The organism is Mesorhizobium sp. ISC15 (genome assembly GCF_037162615.1).
Taxonomy (GTDB): Bacteria; Pseudomonadota; Alphaproteobacteria; order Rhizobiales; family Rhizobiaceae; genus Mesorhizobium; species Mesorhizobium mediterraneum.
In genome coordinates this window covers 1,495,327-1,512,810 of record NZ_JAVSPX010000001.1, presented here as the reverse complement: position 1 = coordinate 1,512,810, position 17,484 = coordinate 1,495,327, and the positions used below count along the sequence as shown (strand labels likewise).

Here is a 17,484-nt window from a genome sequence, read left to right as displayed (position 1 = left end):
TCGCGATCGTTTCAGGAGCGCTCCCTCGATGAACAGGTAAGGATGATCCGCTGCGCACGCGGTTGGTGCTGCCGGGCGGATCGCGCTATTTTGACCTTGCCCGTTTGTTTCGCCGATGGAGCCAGACCATGATCGGACCCAACCCCAACATCAAGCACCCGATCCCGATGCATACCCGCGTCGGATTCCTGAAGGGACTGGTCACGGCGCCGAACATCGAGATCGGCGACTTCACCTATTATGACGATCCGGACGGGCCCGACAAATTCGCCGAGCGATGCGTGCTGCATCATTATCCGTTCATCGGCGACCGGCTGATCATCGGCAAGTTCTGCGCCATCGCCGAGGGCGCCCGCTTCATCATGAACGGCGCCAACCATGCCATGTCCGGCTTTTCGACCTATCCGTTCAACATCTTCGGTCATGGCTGGGAAGAGGGTTTCGACCCGGCGACCTGGTCGAAGGAATTGCGCGGCGACACAGTGCTCGGCAATGATGTATGGATCGGCATGGAAGCGGTGATCCTGCCCGGCGTGACGATCGGCCATGGCGCCATCGTCGCGGCAAAATCGGTGGTGACGCATGACGTGCCACCCTATGCGATCGTCGCCGGCAATGCGGCCAAGGTGGTGAAGATGCGCTTCGACGACAGGACCATCTGGCGGCTTTTGGCGGCGGCTTGGTGGGATTGGCCGGTGGAAAAGATCAGCCGCAACCTCAATGCCATTCGTGGCGCCGATATTTCTCTTCTGGAGGCAGCGGTTTGAACGCGTTGAACAAGACCGTGATCGGCATCGAGCTGTTCACGCGGCCGTGGATCTTCATCCGCGGCGTGCCGGCGATGAAATTCCTGCCGCCGGAAGGACCGCCGGAGATCGCCTTTGCCGGCCGCTCGAATGTCGGCAAATCGTCGTTGATCAACGCGCTGGTCAACCAGAAGGGGCTGGCGCGCACATCCAACACGCCGGGGCGGACGCAGGAACTCAACTATTTCGTTCCGGGTGGATTTTCCGGCGAAGGCGCCGACCTGCCGCCGATGGCGCTGGTCGACATGCCGGGCTACGGCTACGCCACCGCGCCCAAGGAAAAGGTCGACGACTGGACAAAACTCGTCTTCGACTATCTCAAGGGCCGCGTCACGCTGAAGCGCGTCTACGTGCTGATCGACGCCCGCCACGGCATCAAGGCCAAGGACGATGAAGTGCTGTCGCTGCTCGACAAGGCGGCGGTGTCCTACCAGGTCGTGCTGACCAAGACCGACAAGATCAAGGCGGCCGGCGTGCCGCGATTGATCGAAGAGACGCTTGCGAAGATCAAGAAGCGGCCGGCCGCCTTTCCGTTCGTTCTCGCCACGTCGTCGGAAAAGAGCGAGGGCCTCGAGGAATTGCGCGCAGCGATCGTGCTGGCAGCCAATGGCGGCTAGGACTTTGCCTCTAGTGCAATCGTCTGGGTGCTTTCTTCCGTGGCAAGCGTTTCGGTGCCGTAAGCTTTCAGGAACATGCCGACGCCCGACCTGACGATGTGGTCGATTTCATCCTGGCTCGGCGCCTTGGTGCGGTAGGCGAATATGCACTGGCGAAAGAGACCAGCCAGGCACAGTTCGGTGAACTGATAGGCGGCAAGGTCGACATCATCGATCTTCAGCAGGCCACGTTCGATGGCCGCGTTGAGGAAATCGACAACCTTGTCATGGCCGCGCTTCGGGCCGCGTTCGTAAAAACGCGCGCCAAGTTCGGGAATCCTGTCGGACGCGCCGATTACCGTGCGCTGCGCCTGGATGACCTTGGCCGACGTGATCTTGAGGGACAGCACCTTGCCAAACTTCACCAGCGTCTCGCGAAGGTCGTCGGCGCGGTCGAGCATATCATACATGTTCTTGAAGATCGTGCCGCGCTCTTCCTCGATCAGCGCCTCGAACAGCTCTTCCTTGTTGGCGAAATAGACATAGATCGTGCCCTTGGAAACGCCGGCCTCGCGGGTGATGTCGTTCATCGACGCCGCCTCAAAACCCTTGTCGATGAAGACACGGCGCGCGCCTTCGATGATCTGGCTGCGCTTGACCGGATCCTGTCCCGCCGCCGGGCGGCCGCGACGCAGGCCATCCAGCAGATCGCACTGGTCCTTGTCGGCTTCGGTCATAACGTCACACCTCGAAAAATATTCGAACCGATCGGTTCGATCACCCTTGATATGGGCCCCTCTCCGCGCTAAGTCAATGTCCACATCGAACCGAACGGTTCAGTCTGACTGATTTTCCAGAGAGATTGCCAGTCTCCAGAGACCCAGAGAGATTCCATGTCCTCGAACGCGACCCCCACCGCCGAAGTCCGTCCCTTCCCCAACGCCAAGATTGCGCCAGCGACCGAAGCGCCGACCGCACCGACCGAGCCCGCAATAAGTCCTCCGGCCGAGACGCCGGCCAAAAAGAAACGTTCGGCACGCTCCTTTCTGTTGCCCATCATCGCGCTTGGATTGCTGGGCGCAGGCGCCTGGTATGGCTACGACTACTGGACCGACGGGCGTTTCATGATCTCAACCGACGATGCCTATGTCCAGGCCGACATGGCATTCATCTCGCCGAAAATTTCCGGCTATGTCGATCAGGTCAAGGTGACCGAGAACCAGCAGGTCAAGGCCGGCGACCCGCTGCTGGTCGTCGACAATGGTGACTACAAAATAGCGGTCGCCCAAGCCGAGGCGCAGATCGCCACCCTGAGCAAGACGCTCGACCGCATCGACGCCCAGACCGAGGCGGCGCGCGCATCGCTCGAGCAGGCGCGGGCGCAGAAGACCGCCGACCAGGCCGCCGCCGACAATGCGGCGCGAGCTCAAGTGCGCGCCGCCCAATTGCTCAAGACACGTGTCGGCACCCAAGCTCAACTCGACGATGCCCAGACCGCGGTCGAGCAGGCCAACGCCGCCCTTGTCGGCGCCGACGCCCAGATCGCGGCGGCTGAGGCCAATATCGGTGTGCTTCAGGCGCAGCGCGCGGAGACGGCAAGCACACTGGCGTCGCTGCAGCTTGCCCGGGACAAGGCCGCGCGGGACCTGTCCTTCACCGTGCTGCGCGCGCCCTATGACGGTGTGGTCGGCAACCGCTCGGTCGAGCAAGGCGACCTGATCAGCCCCGGACAGAAGCTCGCCGTCATCGTGCCGATGGACAAGCTCTATATCGTCGCCAACTTCAAGGAGACGCAGCTTGCCCGGCTGGTGCCTGGCGAAAAGGTCAGGATTTCGGTCGACGCTATCGACGGTCATGACTTTGAAGGCACGGTCTCGTCGCTGGCACCGGCCTCCGGTGCGGTGTTCTCGCTGCTGCCGCCGGAAAACGCCACCGGCAATTTCACCAAGGTCGTGCAGCGTGTCCCGGTTCGCATCGACGTGCCGGCGGCTGTGCTGAAGACAGGCAAGCTGCGCGCCGGCCTCAGTGTCGTCGTCGCCGTCGACAGCCGCACAGCGCCGGCCGCGTCGAACTGAGCGGCCGCTTGGGAGCAATGCCATGGCAACCGCAACCGTGACGGCAGGATCGCCGCCGGCGAGGCCGGCTACGCCTGACACCATTTCCACACGGCGCGTCATCGCTTTCCTGGCCATGGTGTTCGGGATGTTCATGGCGATCCTCGACATCCAGATCGTCTCGGCCTCGCTGGCCGAAATCCAGGCGGGCTTGAGCGCCAGTTCCGACGAGATCCCGTGGGTGCAGACCGCCTATCTGATCGCCGAGGTGGTCATGATCCCGCTGTCCGGCTTCCTCAGCCGGATGCTGTCGACGCGGGTGCTGTTCACGATCTCGGCGGCAGGCTTCACTGCGGCAAGCGCTCTTGCCGCGACCGCAACCAATATCGACCAGATGATCGTCTACCGCGCCGTGCAGGGCTTCATCGGCGGCGGCATGATCCCGAGCGTCTTCGCAGCCGCCTTCACCATCTTTCCGCCGTCGCGCCGCGCCATCGTTTCGCCGATGATCGGCCTGGTGGCGACGCTGGCGCCGACCATCGGCCCGACTGTCGGCGGCTATATCAGTCACGCCATGTCCTGGCACTGGCTGTTCCTCGTCAACGTCGTGCCCGGCATTCTGGTGACGACAGCCGCCTGGTCGCTGATCGACTTCGACAAGCCCAATCTCAAGCTGTTCAGCAAGTTCGACTGGTGGGGTCTTGCCGGCATGGCGGCCTTCCTGGGCTGCATGGAATATGTGCTGGAAGAAGGTCCTAACAACGACTGGCTGCAGGATCAGGCGGTGTTCATCTGCGCCACCATCATGACCGTCGGCGCGGTGCTGTTCTTCTGGCGCGCTTTCACAGCCGAGGAGCCGATTGTCGACCTGAAGGCCTTCACCAACGTCAACTTCGCTTTCGGCTCGTTGTTCTCCTTCGTCGTCGGCATCGGCCTCTACGGCCTGACCTATCTTTATCCCGTGTTCCTCGGGCGCATCCGCGGCTACGATTCCCTGATGATCGGCGAGGCGCTGTTCGTCAGCGGCCTGGCCATGTTCTTCACCGCCCCGATTTCCGGCATCCTGTCGAACAAGATGGACCCGCGTCTGATGATGATGGTCGGCTTCTTCGGTTTCGCCACGGGGACCTGGTGGATGACGCATCTCACCGCCGACTGGGATTTTTATGAGCTGCTGATCCCGCAGATCCTGCGCGGCTGCTCGATGATGCTGTGCATGGTGCCGATCAACAACATCGCGCTCGGAACCTTGCCGCCCGAGCGGTTGAAGAACGCGTCCGGCCTGTTCAACCTGACCCGCAATCTCGGCGGCGCGGTTGGCCTTGCCGTCATCAACACGGTGCTGATCGACCGCAATGCCTTCCACTACGCCAGGCTCTCCGAGCACGTGCAGTGGGGAAGTGCCGCAGCACAGGAAAAGCTGCAGAACATGACGCTCAACTTCGAGCAGACTGCCGGGCTCGACGCCTCCAAGGCGGCGATCTCCAAACTATCAGGCATGGTCCAGCAGCAGGCGTCGCTGCTGTCTTTCATGGACGTGTTCTTCATGCTGACCGTGTTGTTCGCCACGCTGGGGCTCTTCACCCTGTTCATCCGCAAACCTGCCGCGGCCGGTGGCGGTGGTGGCGGACACTGAGGAGCGCCGGGACCCCCCCCGGTATCCTCGCGCATGACCCCGAAAAGCAATTTTCGGGGTCATGCGCAAAATCTTCAAAGGCAGTAGGCGCGTCGCGTGTGATGGGAACCACGCGCCGGGCTTTAGGTCTTTGATCTATGGATGTCGTTCCCCCAAAACCGCTGCACACTTTTTTGGGCGACATGCATTAGCTGGTTTCGGCTAAAGTTCCGGGATGAACATCCTGATTCTCGGCGCGACCGGTTTCATCGGTTCCGCCGTTGCAAGGAAACTCGCGGACGAAGGCCATCAGGTCACGGGGCTTGGGCGTGATATCGCGCGTGCCTCGTTGAAGATGCCGTGTGTTCGCTGGCTGAAGGCCGATCTCGCCGGCCTGACGCAGAGCGTCAGCTGGCAGCACGTGCTGGATGAGCAGCAGGTTGTCGTCAATTGCGCCGGCGCGCTGCAGGACGGGCTTTCGGACGATCTGAGTGCCACGCAGGACAGGGCGATGCTCGCCCTCTATGAGGCGGCGCGCGACGAAAGGCTGCTGATCATTCAGATATCGGCGGAAACGGAAACCGCTGACCGCGACATTCCTTTTCTCAGCACCAAAAGGCGAGCGGACACGGCTCTCGTGGCAAGTGGCGTGCGCCATGTCATCCTGCGTCCGGCGCTTGTGCTCGGCCGCAACGCGCATGGCGGATCCGCATTGCTAAGGGCTCTCGCAGCCTTTCCCATGGTCATTCCGCTGGTTTACGCTGAAAGCTTCGTTACGACGGTCGCACTCGACGATGTCGCCAGCGCCGTCAGCGCGGCCATCCAGGGAACGCTGCCAGCCGGATCCGATGTCGCTCTCGGCAGCGATGAAAGGCTCACGCTTAGAGAACTCGTCCTATTGCATCGCAGCTGGCTCGGCCTTCCTGCCGTGCCGGTGATTTCCATGCCGCCGCGGTCGCTCGGCCGGTGACATGGTTCGCCGACATGGCCGGCAGGCTTGGTTGGCGTTCGCCGCTCCGCTCTACCGCCATGGCAGTCATGTCAGGTGGCGTTGGAAACCGGCGGCCAAGGGACCACTGCCCGCGTCTGTCGTCGACGGCCGAGACGCTCGCCGCGGTCCCTTCGGGGGTCCAGGATCTCTGGTTCGCCCGCCTCTATCTGCTGAAGTCGCCAATCATTATCATCCTGGCGCTTTTCTGGCTGATTTCCGGCCTCGCGCCGTTCCTCACATTCGAGGCGGCGCAAAGCCATCTCGCCTTTCTACCCGATCGTCTCGCAGGCATCATGGTGGTCGCGACATGTCTCGCCGACATCATGCTGGGGCTTGCGGTTCTTTTCCGACCCTGGGCAAGACGCGCGCTGATCGGCATGCTTTTCCTGACGCTTGTCTATCTGGTTGCCGCAACGTTCACCGAACCTGTGCTTTGGCTCGATCCGCTCGGTCCCCTCGTCAAGGTGGTGCCGTCGATTCTGCTGACGCTCGCGGCCCTCGCCATTCTGGATGAACGCTGATGGCTGGATGAACGCTGATGGCGGTCGCGCTCGAATTCAAGCCGTCAGGCCGTGGCCGGCTTGAAAGTCAGGGCGACGCCGTTGATGCAATGACGCAAGCCGGTCGGCGGCGGCCCGTCGTCGAAGACATGGCCAAGATGGCCGCCGCAGCGGCGGCAATGGACCTCGGTGCGGGTCATGCCGAGAGACCTGTCCACGGTCTTGCCGACGGCATTGGGAATCTCCTGCCAGAAGCTCGGCCAGCCGGTGCCGGAATCGAACTTCGTCTCGGAGGAATAGAGCGGCAGGTCGCAGCCGGCACAGGCGAAGATGCCCTTGCGGTGCTCGTTGAGCAGCGGGCTGGTGCCCGGATATTCGGTACCTTCCTTGCGCAGCACATTGAAAGCCGCGTCAGACAGCACGGCGCGCCACTCGGCCTCGGTCTTGGTGACCTCGAAGGTTTCGGCCGCCCCCGCATCCTGCGGTCCGCCCATGCGCAACAGCGCCGCGGCACCTGCAGCCACCCCAATTGCAGCCGCACCGCTCAAAAGAAGATCGCGACGGTTCATGATCATTTCTCCTGTTATCCGTCTGCCAAATTCGACCGTCATACGGAAATCAAAAGCCGGTGACGGCTAGCTCCTGAAAACGGATACTCCGCACCGGGCCCCCGCTTGCAGCGGACGGTGCGGAGTGTACGCTTGTCGATCGCGCGGGTCACGCAAGCGGAACCCGCGCTATCGGCATGGAGCCTCGCCCATATCTTCGCTGGCAGCAGGCCCTTCGTTACATCTTCGGCAGAAGAACCTTGTCGATGACGTGGATGACGCCGTTCGACTGCTCGACATCGGCGATCGTCACATTGGCGACATTGCCGTTCTCGTCGGTCACCGTGACCTTGCCGCCATCGGCCTTGAGCGTCAGCTCGCAGCCACCGGCCGTCTTGGCCTTGTGCGCACCGCCATCGTCCATGACCATCTTGGTGACGTCGGCGGCCAGCGCCTTGGCAGCGATGACGTGGCAGGTCAGGATCTTGACCAGCTTGTCCTTGTTTTCGGGCTTGAGCAGTGTGTCCACCGTGCCGGCCGGAAGTGCTGCAAAGGCCTCGTTGGTTGGCGCGAACACGGTGAAGGGACCGGCACTCTGCAGCGTCTCGACGAGACCACCGGCCTTGACGGCCGCGACCAGTGTCGTGTGATCTTTCGAATTGACGGCGTTCTCGACGATGTTCTTGGTTGCATACATGGCGGCGCCGCCGACCATCGGATTCTGGGCATAGGCGGCGGTGGCGAGCGCGGAGGCGATGACCGTTCCGGCAAGCAAAAGGGTGGCGAATTTACGCATTATGTCAATCTCCTCAGTTTATCTTTCCCCTCTTTGGGGGCGCAAGGAGATACGGGAGATAAGTGTGTGAGTTTCGTCGCTCAGGAGAAAATCTTATCTTTCACAACGGCGATTCAGAGCAGGGCCATGCTCGGTTGTATGTTCATAAGCTCATTCAACCATAGGAGATAGATTAAAATCTTCTCGTATGAGCGAGAAGACAGGTGCGATCAGATGCTCTTCAAATCGCCCGCGGCGACCACGGGGCCGGTCGGCTGACCGGTCGGCGAACCGCCGGCCGGCTCGAGGCTGACCGCAAGCACGGCGCCCTGCGCAAGCTTTTCCTGAACGGCCGGCGAGATGGTCATATGCGCGGTCTGACCGGCCGGGATGACGCCCATCGAGACCGGCGCATTCTTGCCCTCGATCATCCACAGCTCGAAATCCTTGCCGGCGGCACGCTCGCCCGAGACATGCGACAGGCCGACCTCGCGATGGGCGGCGTCATAGACGGCAAGATATCTGACGTCGCTGCCGTCAGCGGCCAGCGAGGCGACAAGCCGCGGCTGTTCGACCGGCGGGTTGAGGTAAGGCACGGCGATGGTGATCGCCAGCGCCGCGACGGAAGCTGCGGCAAGACCGCGCCAGAAGGCAAGGCTCGACCAGAGACCGGCGCGAGGCTCTGCTACGAACAGCTGGCGATCTATCGCCTCCTTGACCCTGATCGGAGGCTCTGTCTCCGGATAGGCGCCTGCCATCGGCGAAAGATGCGCCTCCCAGGCATCGACGAGGCGCGCGAAAGCGGCGTCCGCGTCGATGCGGCGTGATGCAATCTCGCGCTCGTCCGCGGCCAGCACGCCAAGAACATATTCGGCGGCGAACAGGTCGTCGCCCTCAGGTTCCGGTCCGTTATCCTCTTCCAGCGTCATCTTTCCAGACACTCTCTGAGCTTCAACAGGCTGCGCCGCAGCCAGGTCCGCATCGTGTTCAGCGGCACGTCATGGCGTGCCGCCAGTTCGGCATAGCTTTCGCCGTCCAGATAGGCGCCCCGGACGGCCGCCGCCCGGTCCTTTTCCAATTCGTCGAGACAACGATAGATGCGCTCGGATTCACCGCCCGCAACAGCCGCAGCCTCTGGTCCCGGCGCCGGATCGGCCACCTCGAGCGCAGCATCGATATAGGCGGCAGGCTCTCGCCGCGCCCTGATGCGATCGATCGCATGATTGCGCGCAATGGCCACCAGCCAGGAAATCGGGCTTAGATCCGAGACGGCGAAACGATCCGCCTTCGTCCATATCTTGACGAAGACCTCCTGCAGCGCCTCTTCTGCCTCTCCCCGGTCCTTCAATACACGAAGGCAGACGCCGAAAAGTTTCGCGCTGGTCTGCCGGTAGAGCAGATCGAACGCAGCCCGGTCCTTCATCGAAGTCCGAACGATCAGGTTGCTGATGTCCTGCGGCGTCATCGGCTGCCAAATTAGGCAATTGCAATGTATTTGCAACGGCGGAAGCGTTCTTGTGCACCGGGAGCGTCGTGGACTTCGATTGCCAAGAAAATCCGCAACCGCTAGCCTTCTCATAGCGGGGGGAGCGGCAATGTCGGTTGAACGGGTCTTGTGGGAGCACGACGCAACCGGGCTTGCCAGCCTGGTGCGCAAGGGCGAGATCGCACCGCAGGAGCTCGTCGATGCGGCGATTGCGCGGGCCGAGGCCACCCGCCCGGACATCAACGCCATCGCCGAGCCGCTTTACGAGGCGGCGCGGACGCGGGCGAAAACCATCGACCGCAAGCTGCCGCTGGCCGGCGTGCCTTTTGCGCTGAAGGATCTCGGCATCGCCATGAAAGGCGTGCCGACGCATGGCGGCAGCCGCATTCCGGCTTTCGTTGCCGATTTCGACTCGGTGATGACCGAACGCCATCTGGCCGCTGGCCTTGTCCCGATCGCCACCAGCACCTCGCCCGAACATGGGCTGAGGCTGATGACCGAATCCACCGCTTTCGGCATCACCCGCAATCCGTGGAACACCGCGCATACCAGCGGCGGCTCGTCTGGAGGTGCGGCGGCGCTGGTCGCGGCCGGCGTCGTGCCGGTGGCGCATGCTTCGGATGGCGGCGGCTCGATCCGCGTTCCCGCCGCCTGCACCGGGCTGGTTGGGCTGAAAACCTCGCGCGGGCGGGTGCCGCTGTCGCCGCTCGTCACCGAAAGCTGGTACGGCCTGGTCGTCGATCACGCGCTTGCCCGCTCGGTCCGGGATTCGGCCTTGCTGCTCGACCTGACCCATGGCCCTGATCCGCTGTCGCCCTATGCGGCGCCGCCGCCGAAAGGCGCTTTCGCCGCCGCGGTGGCGCGCGATCCCGGCAAGCTCAAGCTGGCCGTCTATCGGAAATCGCCGCTCGGCCTGCCGATATCGGCCGAGACGCTGACCGCGCTGGACACGGCCGTGGCGTTGGCGCGCGAAGGCGGCCATACGATCGAGGAGATCGACCTGCCCTATATCGATCGTGATTTCATGGCCGATTTCTGCAAGATTGTCGCCGCGGCGGTGGCCGGTACGATGCGCGCTGAAGCGTTGCGTGTCGGACGCTCCGTCTCGGGCGACGTCGAGCGCGCCACGCGTCTGATGAGCCGCTTCGGCGAGATCGTCTCGGCCGGCGAGATCTATGCCGGCCTGCAGCGGCTGCATGCCGTATCGCGCCGCCTGATCACCGAGACCGCGCAATACGATGCCGTGCTGATGCCTGTTATTGCCCATCCGCCACTCGCCTGCGGCGCCATGGACCCGAAAGGCGCAGATGCGTTCATAGAGGACGTGCTCGACAGGCTGCGCCTCGCCCGGCTGCTGATATTCAAGCCGCTGTTTGGGCAGTTGATGGACAAGAGCCTGTGGTTCACCCACTGGCCGGCGATCCAGAACGTCAGCGGCCAGCCGTCGATCGCGCTGCCTGTCCATGTCACCGATGCCGGCCTGCCGCTCGGCATCCAGGCCGCCGGCCGGCCCGGCGACGAAGAGACGCTTCTGTCCCTCGCCGCGCAAATGGAAAAGATTTCGGGATGGCAGGCGCGGCGGGCGCCGCTGCGAATGCCAGCATAGAAGCGGGCCGATTTCACCTGATGTGACAGCAAAGCCGTTTGCGGCCCGCCGCAATTCCCGCTAAGACGCCGCCGATCATTTCAAGCTGGGAACAATGCCGATGACGGACGTCGCCGCCACCGCCGAAATGCAGGCCGCGCTGCTTTCGAGGGCGCTGCCTTACATGCAGCGATACGAGAACAAGACGGTTGTGGTGAAATATGGCGGCCATGCCATGGGCGATATTGCGCTCGGCAAGGCCTTCGCCCGCGACATCGCGCTGCTCAAGCAATCCGGAGTCAATCCGATCGTCGTCCATGGCGGCGGGCCGCAGATCGGCGCCATGCTGAGCAAGATGGGCATCGAATCGAAATTCGAGGGCGGATTGCGCGTCACCGACCAGAAGACGGTCGAGATCGTCGAGATGGTGCTGGCCGGCTCGATCAACAAGGAGATCGTCGCGCTGATCAATGCCGAGGGCGAATGGGCGATCGGCCTATGCGGCAAGGACGGCAACATGGTTTTCGCCGAAAAGGCGCGCAAGACCATGATCGACCCGGACTCCAACATCGAGCGCGTGCTCGATCTCGGCTTCGTCGGCGAGCCGGTCGAGGTCGACCGCACGCTGCTCGACCTTCTGGCGCGGTCCGAAATGATCCCGGTGCTGGCGCCGGTGGCACCGGGCCGCGACGGCCACACCTACAACATCAATGCCGACACCTTTGCCGGCGCGATTGCCGGCGCCTGCCAGGCGACACGCCTGTTGTTCCTCACCGACGTGCCCGGCGTGCTCGACAAGAACAAGAAGCTGATCGACGAGCTGACCGTGACCGAGGCAAAGGCCTTGATCAAGGACGGCACGGTGTCGGGCGGCATGATCCCCAAGGTCGAGACCTGCATCGAGGCGATCGAGCGCGGCGTCGAAGGCGTCGTCATCCTCAACGGCAAGACCCCGCATTCGGTGCTGCTCGAGCTGTTCACCGAGCACGGCGCCGGCACGCTGATCGTGCCATAAGCGGCGGCCTTTGGTCGCGCCGCCAGTCGATTAGCTGGGCTGAGGAAGGCGCGCGATGACTTTTATTTCAAAATCGAAGCCAGCCAGCCAGTTCACGCCCACCGCGGTCCAGTTCGGGTAGGGCGGTTCACCGATCGCCTTCAGCCGGACGGCGTTGATCGCCTCCCACTGTGTGGCCGGATCGGTGTGGAATGTGGTGACGTCAACGATATCGTCGAAGGTGCAGCCGGCAGCCTTCAGCACCGCCGCGAGATTGTCGAAGGCAAGCTGGACCTGCTTTGCAAAGACCGGCTCGGGCGACCCGTCCTCGCGGCTGCCGACTTGGCCTGAGACGAACAGAAAGTCGCCCGAGCGGATCGCCGCCGAATAGCGGTTGATCTCGTAGAGGGCCTGCCGATCGGCAGGGAAGATCGCATCGCGTTTGGTCATTGTTTCACTCCATCTAGACAAGGCAGGCCAGACCTCCCGACGATCGCGATGTGGCTTCGCCGAGAAGGGCGAGAGCCGCTCGCAAGGCTTCAGGGTTTTGGATCGCTGCGCTCCGGTTTCCGGGCGGTTGTGACATACCCCCGTCTCCCCGAAGTGGGCACATACGCTCCGTATGTCAATACGCATACGTTGCGTATGTTTTTAGGAGATTGCCCAGAGCTGATCAGGCGCTCGGCGACATCGCGATCCCGGGCGGTGTCAGCTTGCGCGCCGGGTGCCCGAACACCATCGATTCCTCTTCCTCGTCCTGCGGCGCGCCCCAGAATTCGGCCAGTGTCGGACCGTCCTTCAGGCGGCGGTCGCGGGCGAGAAAGCCCCAGACCTCGCGGAACCAGACGCGGCGGCCCATCTGCGTGTACCAGCGCATCGAATGGCGCTGTTCCGGGTCCTTGTGGAACAGGATGCGCGCCAGTGCCTTCGGCCGCGACTGCACCGCCAGTTCGATCAGCTTGACGCTGAAGAACAGCATCCAAGGCTTCAGTCGGGTCATCTGCAGCACTTGATGCTTGTAGTCCCACAGGCGGGCGTCCAGCTGGATCACCTTGCGGTCCCTGGCCATCCTGAAGAACGGCGTCCAGCGGTGCGGGGTGACATAGAGCGCCTGGATCTGGTCCGGATCATAGGCGATGAGCTGGCGGAAGCCGCGCCAGAGATCGCGAAAGCGCTCATCCTCGAAACCGGCGACCCAGGTCGCCATCGACAGTATGCCATTGAGGCGCAGCAGCCGGATCGCCTCGCGGTCGGACGAGGTGCTGCCTCCCTTGCGGATCAACGCAAGCGTCTTCTCATCGGTGTTTTCCATGCCCAGCAGCCAACGGATGACGCCTGCCTTGCGGTAGAGATGCAGGCTGTCGGCATCACGAACAATGTCATCTGCGCGGGTTGAGCCGACGATCAGCACCGGCACGTCCTCGGCGATCATCGCATCGAGAAAGGCGCGCCAGGCTTTTTTGGACGAGGTCGGATTCTCGTCGGCAAGGTTGATCAGCTCGACGCCATGCTCGCGGTGCAGCCAGGCGATCTCTTGCGCGAACTTCACCGGGTCGCGATGCCGCCATCGCGTCCAGAAACCGCGCTGGCCGCAATAATTGCACAGATGCGGGCAGCCTCGGGAAAACTGCATGACCACCGCGCGCTTGCCGCCCCAATAACTGTAACGACTGATATCGATCAGGTCCCAGCCGATGCGGTATTCATCGAGGTCGGCGATCGTGCTTGCCGGCTTGGTGGCAAAGGGACGGCGCAAATCGTCGCGAAAGGCGATGCCCGCCACGTCAGACAGCGGCCGGCGCTTTTCCAGCGCCTCAACCAACGCGACGATGGTCGCCTCGCCTTCGCCGCGCACGATCAAGTCGAAGACGTCCGTTTCGGCAAGTATGTCGCGCCAGTGATAGGTGGGGAACACGCCGCCATAGATCACCATCGTTGCTGGGTCGATGTGCTTGACCATTCGTGCGATCTCCAGTGCTGTCGGATGCGCCGATGTCGAACCGGAATGGCCGATCAGAATGCAATCGGGATGATCGCTCAAGGCGTCTTGCACGGCTGCGGCAAGCGGCATCGGCCCGAACTCGGCATCGACGAGCCGCACCTCATGGCCAGCGTCGATCAGCGGGCCGCCCAATGCGAGCAGGCCGAGCGGCGGCAAATGGTCGTCGGGCACGCGGCTGCCGATGGCGGTATGCGGCGGATTGATCAGGACGATTTTCATGAAGGACCTTTTGCAATGGCGGTCCGGTCATCCTGGTCGTCGATCTGGGCCTGCAGCTGGCCCGGTTCAGCAGTTTCCGTGCAGCTTTTCCGCAGAAATGCAAATGCCGAGATACAATTTCATCGCCTGAGGTGCCCGAGCGGCACGTGGCCCGGCCCCTTGATGTTCTGCAGCACAAGCTGCGTGTGGACGTCGCGCACGCCGTCGAGCCGCATCAGCCGATGCATGACGAAGGCATTGAGCTCGTCGACCGACGGCACCATCACATGCAGCAGGAAATCGTAGTCGCCGGTCATCGTCCAGCACGACGACACCTCGTCCATGCGCTGCACGGCAGCGATAAAGGTTTCGGGCGAACCGTCGCTGTGGGTTACGAGGCGTACCTGAATGAACACCTCGACCAGCAGGCCGACGGCGCGGCGGCTGAGCACAGCAGCAAAACCCTTGATGATACCGGCGCTCTGAAGAGCCTCGAATCGGCGCGCGCATGGCGTCGTCGACAGGCCGATCTCCTGGGCCAGTTCGGACACAGGCTTGCGTCCGTCACGTTGCAAGATATCGAGCATCTTGATCTCAAAATCGTCAAACTGAGGCACTTTCACTCTCCTACAGCGTTGCTGTGGTGGCTTTTACCTCAAATCGCGTATTCGAGCCATCATCAAAGCGGATTTGCCTCACCGGATCCGGCTAGATTTTCATGATGTTAGTCGTGATTTCCAGGGAGAACAGCCATGACGATCAACGTTGCCGACTACGCCCGCGAATGCGCGGCGCAAGGCCTTCGCGGCGACTATTCGGTCTGCCGTTCCGATTTCACCGTCGAGCAGAGCTACAACTACACCGCCGACGAGCAGGCGGTGTGGCGCACACTGTGCGACCGCCAGACGAAGTTGACCAAAAAGCTGGCACACCGGTCTTATCTCGACGGCGTCGCCACGCTGGGCCTGCTAGACAAGATTCCGGATTTCGGTGTGGTCAGCGAAAAACTGCGCAAGCTTACCGGTTGGGAAATCGTCGCCGTGCCGGGCCTCATTCCCGCCCCCGCCTTCTTCGTCCACCTCGCCCACCGGCGCTTCCCGGTGACCAACTGGCTGCGGACGAAACAAGAGCTCGACTACATCGTCGAGCCGGACATGTTCCACGACTTCTTCGGCCACGTGCCGGCACTGACGCAGCCGGTCTTTGCCGATTTCATGCAGATGTATGGGGAGAAGGCGGAGGACCTGATCGCGCTTGGCGGCGACGAGATGATCAGCCGCCTTTACTGGTACACCGTCGAATACGGGCTGATACAGGAAGCCGGCCAACCGCTGAAGGCTTTCGGCGCCGGGCTGATGTCGTCCTTTGCGGAACTTCAATTCGCGATTGAAAGCAAGGACGCGCACCATGTCCCCTTCGATCTGGAAACGGTGATGCGCACCAGCTACGAGATCGACAAGTTCCAACGCGCCTATTTCGTGCTGCCATCCTTCGACGTTTTGCGCGATGGATTCCAGAATGTCGCCGAGATGGCAGCGATTGTCGGACGCCACAAGGGCAAACCGGCGCTCGACCCGGCGAAACTTTAAACGCTGGGCAGGCTCGGACGCTCGCAGCCGACCGGCGCGGGCGTTGTTGGCGGTGGACTGCGATGGCGATCCCTCGGCCGGCCGGCTGAGCCGGCCTTCTATACGCCGATAACCTTGCTGAGGTGATCGCCCAGCCGGCAGGCCAATGCGACGATCGTCGTCGTCGGGTTGCATTCGCCGGACGTGCAGAACACCGAAGAGCCGCCGACATAGAGATTGTCCATGCCATGCACCTTTGAGTTGGCGTCGACCACGCTCTTGATCACATCCGTGCCCATACGGGTGCCGCCCATATGGTGGTGGCCGGCCAGCTCCTCATTCGTCGGATAGTCCCCGCCATTGGTGAGCCAGTCGGCGATGCGCACCCGGCCGAGATCCTTCTGGACGAGCGTCGTCCCGAACAGCCTCAAGCCCTCGAGAAGCGTGCGGCGCTCCAGCTCCGACTTTTTCCAGTGCAGCTCGATGCGCGGCACGCCAGCATGGTCGACATCGGCTTTCGACAACTGAATCCGGTTCGAGGCCAGCGGCGCCTGTTCCCAGGTGACATAGAGCTGGGCGGCGCAGCGCAGGTCCTGGCTGAGCTGATAGGACACCCATTCGGCCATCTCGGGCGCCGTGCAGGCGAGGTCGGCGATGACGCGTTTGACCCCGGGGTACGGCGTCGCGATCAGCCTGATCCCGAAATTCATGATCTCAAGGCGCTCCATGGCGGCAAGCGTCGGCGAGAAGAAGGCCTCGTTGGTGGCGTCGACCTCGAACGCGCTATAGTCGGCGAGGATGGCATTGCCGCCCTCGAAGGTCGGATGCTCCATCCAGTAGCTGCCGAGTGCCGTCGCCTTCGGCACCACGCCGCCATTCGAGCGCTGGTTCGACCACAGAAGCAGCCGCGAGTTTTCCAAGCCGCCGGTACAAACGATGAAATAGTCGGCGGTGAAGGAACCGGCGTCCTGGCCGTTCGACCACAATTTGGCGCCGGTCACTCGTTTGCCATCGCCGGCAAGCTCGGTGGCATAGGTGTTGAGCACCACGGCGACGTTCCTGCTCTTGTCGAGCTCGTCGGCGAATTTCTCGCCGAAGCGCACGGCCGGGCTTTTGATCAGTTGCACCCAGCGAATGTCGTCCGAGATCGGCACATCCGGCCGGAAATCGGGAAGTTCGAGGATATCGTGGACTTCAGGCAGGTAGGGCTCGATGTCGGCACGGCTGATAGGCCAGCCGGTATCCGGCGCCCAGGCCTTGGGCTCGAAATCTTGGCTGTCGAGCACGCGGCACCAGCCGGCCCAGTGATTGGAGCTGCCGCCCACGAAGCGCAGCCGGGTGATGTCGAGATCGAAATAGGGATCGCCGACCGTGGCGCCGCGGTAGAAATCCTGCGAATCATCGCTGAACTCACGGGAGCCGGCCTCCAGCACCACAACCGGAATGCCGGCCACGCCAAGCTTCCTGGCGATCGTGGTGCCGGCTGGCCCCGAGCCGAGAATGCAGACCTTGGCGGTGAAATTCACCGCGCGAAATGCCTCGTAGCTGTCGAAGATCACGCCAGGTCGCTCCTTTTTAGGATCCAACCATTGACCTCGACGATTGCGTCCGGATCGGCATCGGGCAGCTTGCGGAACAGCGACAGGGCCGGCAATGCGATCAGCGCCTGCATGATCGTGCGGCGCGACATTTTCTTTGTGAAGAAACTCATGACACGTCTCGATGGGGCCTTTATCCACGCATGGCGTTCCCAGAACGGCACATGC

Annotated in this window: 17 protein-coding genes and 1 pseudogene; 8 read left to right on the top strand and 10 right to left on the bottom strand. The window is 62.7% G+C overall.

Annotated features, from left to right (window positions below; genetic code table 11):
* Positions 1-128: 128 nt before the first annotated feature.
* Positions 129-767: a CatB-related O-acetyltransferase gene (locus RPG13_RS07545; protein ID WP_095484532.1), complete on the top strand. Its 639-nt coding sequence runs from the start codon at positions 129-131 to the stop codon at positions 765-767.
* The gene (gene yihA, locus RPG13_RS07540) at positions 764-1,423 is read left to right on the top strand and encodes a ribosome biogenesis GTP-binding protein YihA/YsxC (RefSeq protein ID WP_128285725.1); all 660 of its coding nucleotides are present in this window, start codon (positions 764-766) and stop codon (positions 1,421-1,423) included. The genes RPG13_RS07545 and yihA overlap by 4 nt, the downstream gene beginning before the upstream one ends.
* On the opposite strand, the gene RPG13_RS07535 is transcribed toward yihA, so the two are convergent.
* Entirely contained in the window at positions 1,420-2,139 is a 720-nt protein-coding gene (locus tag RPG13_RS07535) for a TetR/AcrR family transcriptional regulator (protein ID WP_337124775.1), read from the bottom strand. The two genes, yihA and RPG13_RS07535, sit on opposite strands and share 4 nt — an antisense overlap.
* Before the next feature lie 156 nt (positions 2,140-2,295).
* Here RPG13_RS07535 and RPG13_RS07530 point away from each other — a divergent pair, with 156 nt between their 5' ends.
* From RPG13_RS07530 to RPG13_RS07520, 3 genes and pseudogenes are all read left to right on the top strand, one after another.
* Positions 2,296-3,477: an HlyD family secretion protein gene (locus RPG13_RS07530; RefSeq protein WP_292670531.1), complete on the top strand. Its 1,182-nt coding sequence runs from the start codon at positions 2,296-2,298 to the stop codon at positions 3,475-3,477.
* Between the two features lie 22 nt (positions 3,478-3,499).
* A complete protein-coding gene (locus RPG13_RS07525) occupies positions 3,500-5,092 on the top strand; it encodes a DHA2 family efflux MFS transporter permease subunit (RefSeq protein WP_337124774.1) in 1,593 nt (530 codons plus the stop codon).
* Positions 5,093-5,306: 214 nt separating this feature from the next.
* Positions 5,307-6,583, top strand: a pseudogene (locus RPG13_RS07520) (SDR family oxidoreductase).
* A gap of 44 nt (positions 6,584-6,627) precedes the next feature.
* Here RPG13_RS07520 and msrB read toward each other — a convergent pair.
* The 4 genes from msrB to RPG13_RS07500 form a co-directional block, all read right to left on the bottom strand.
* Positions 6,628-7,131, bottom strand: a complete 504-nt coding sequence (gene msrB, locus RPG13_RS07515; RefSeq protein WP_337124773.1) for a peptide-methionine (R)-S-oxide reductase MsrB — start codon at positions 7,129-7,131, stop codon at positions 6,628-6,630.
* Positions 7,132-7,348: 217 nt separating this feature from the next.
* Positions 7,349-7,906 (bottom strand): fasciclin domain-containing protein, encoded by a 558-nt coding sequence (locus RPG13_RS07510; RefSeq protein WP_337124772.1) that lies wholly within the window; start codon positions 7,904-7,906, stop codon positions 7,349-7,351.
* Between the two features lie 209 nt (positions 7,907-8,115).
* Positions 8,116-8,814, bottom strand: coding sequence for an anti-sigma factor (locus RPG13_RS07505; RefSeq protein ID WP_337126992.1), 699 nt, complete (start codon positions 8,812-8,814; stop codon positions 8,116-8,118).
* Entirely contained in the window at positions 8,811-9,350 is a 540-nt protein-coding gene (locus RPG13_RS07500) for a sigma-70 family RNA polymerase sigma factor (RefSeq protein ID WP_127291227.1), read from the bottom strand. Before RPG13_RS07500 ends, RPG13_RS07505 begins: the two co-directional genes overlap by 4 nt.
* Before the next feature lie 130 nt (positions 9,351-9,480).
* On the opposite strand from RPG13_RS07500, the gene RPG13_RS07495 reads away from it, so the two are divergent.
* Positions 9,481-10,977, top strand: coding sequence for an amidase (locus tag RPG13_RS07495; RefSeq protein WP_337124771.1), 1,497 nt, complete (start codon positions 9,481-9,483; stop codon positions 10,975-10,977).
* Positions 10,978-11,077: 100 nt separating this feature from the next.
* The gene (gene argB / locus RPG13_RS07490; RefSeq protein ID WP_095485071.1) at positions 11,078-11,971 is read left to right on the top strand and encodes an acetylglutamate kinase; all 894 of its coding nucleotides are present in this window, start codon (positions 11,078-11,080) and stop codon (positions 11,969-11,971) included.
* Positions 11,972-12,001: 30 nt separating this feature from the next.
* On the opposite strand, the gene RPG13_RS07485 is transcribed toward argB, so the two are convergent.
* From RPG13_RS07485 to RPG13_RS07475, 3 genes are all read right to left on the bottom strand, one after another.
* Complete coding sequence (locus RPG13_RS07485; protein ID WP_337124770.1) at positions 12,002-12,400, bottom strand: RidA family protein; 399 nt, start codon at positions 12,398-12,400, stop codon at positions 12,002-12,004.
* A 223-nt stretch (positions 12,401-12,623) separates the two neighbouring features.
* Entirely contained in the window at positions 12,624-14,171 is a 1,548-nt protein-coding gene (gene bchE / locus RPG13_RS07480) for a magnesium-protoporphyrin IX monomethyl ester anaerobic oxidative cyclase (protein WP_337124769.1), read from the bottom strand.
* A 119-nt stretch (positions 14,172-14,290) separates the two neighbouring features.
* Positions 14,291-14,767: an Lrp/AsnC family transcriptional regulator gene (locus tag RPG13_RS07475; protein ID WP_095485072.1), complete on the bottom strand. Its 477-nt coding sequence runs from the start codon at positions 14,765-14,767 to the stop codon at positions 14,291-14,293.
* A gap of 135 nt (positions 14,768-14,902) precedes the next feature.
* Between RPG13_RS07475 and phhA the strand changes: the two genes are divergently transcribed.
* Entirely contained in the window at positions 14,903-15,739 is an 837-nt protein-coding gene (gene phhA, locus RPG13_RS07470) for a phenylalanine 4-monooxygenase (RefSeq protein WP_337124768.1), read from the top strand.
* 98 nt (positions 15,740-15,837) lie between these two features.
* On the opposite strand, the gene RPG13_RS07465 is transcribed toward phhA, so the two are convergent.
* On the bottom strand, positions 15,838-17,277 hold the full coding sequence (locus tag RPG13_RS07465; RefSeq protein WP_337124767.1) for a GMC family oxidoreductase: 1,440 nt from the start codon (positions 17,275-17,277) through the stop codon (positions 15,838-15,840).
* Positions 17,274-17,429, bottom strand: a complete 156-nt coding sequence (locus tag RPG13_RS07460) for a hypothetical protein (protein ID WP_126104055.1) — start codon at positions 17,427-17,429, stop codon at positions 17,274-17,276. The genes RPG13_RS07465 and RPG13_RS07460 overlap by 4 nt, the downstream gene beginning before the upstream one ends.
* Positions 17,430-17,484 lie beyond the last annotated feature (55 nt).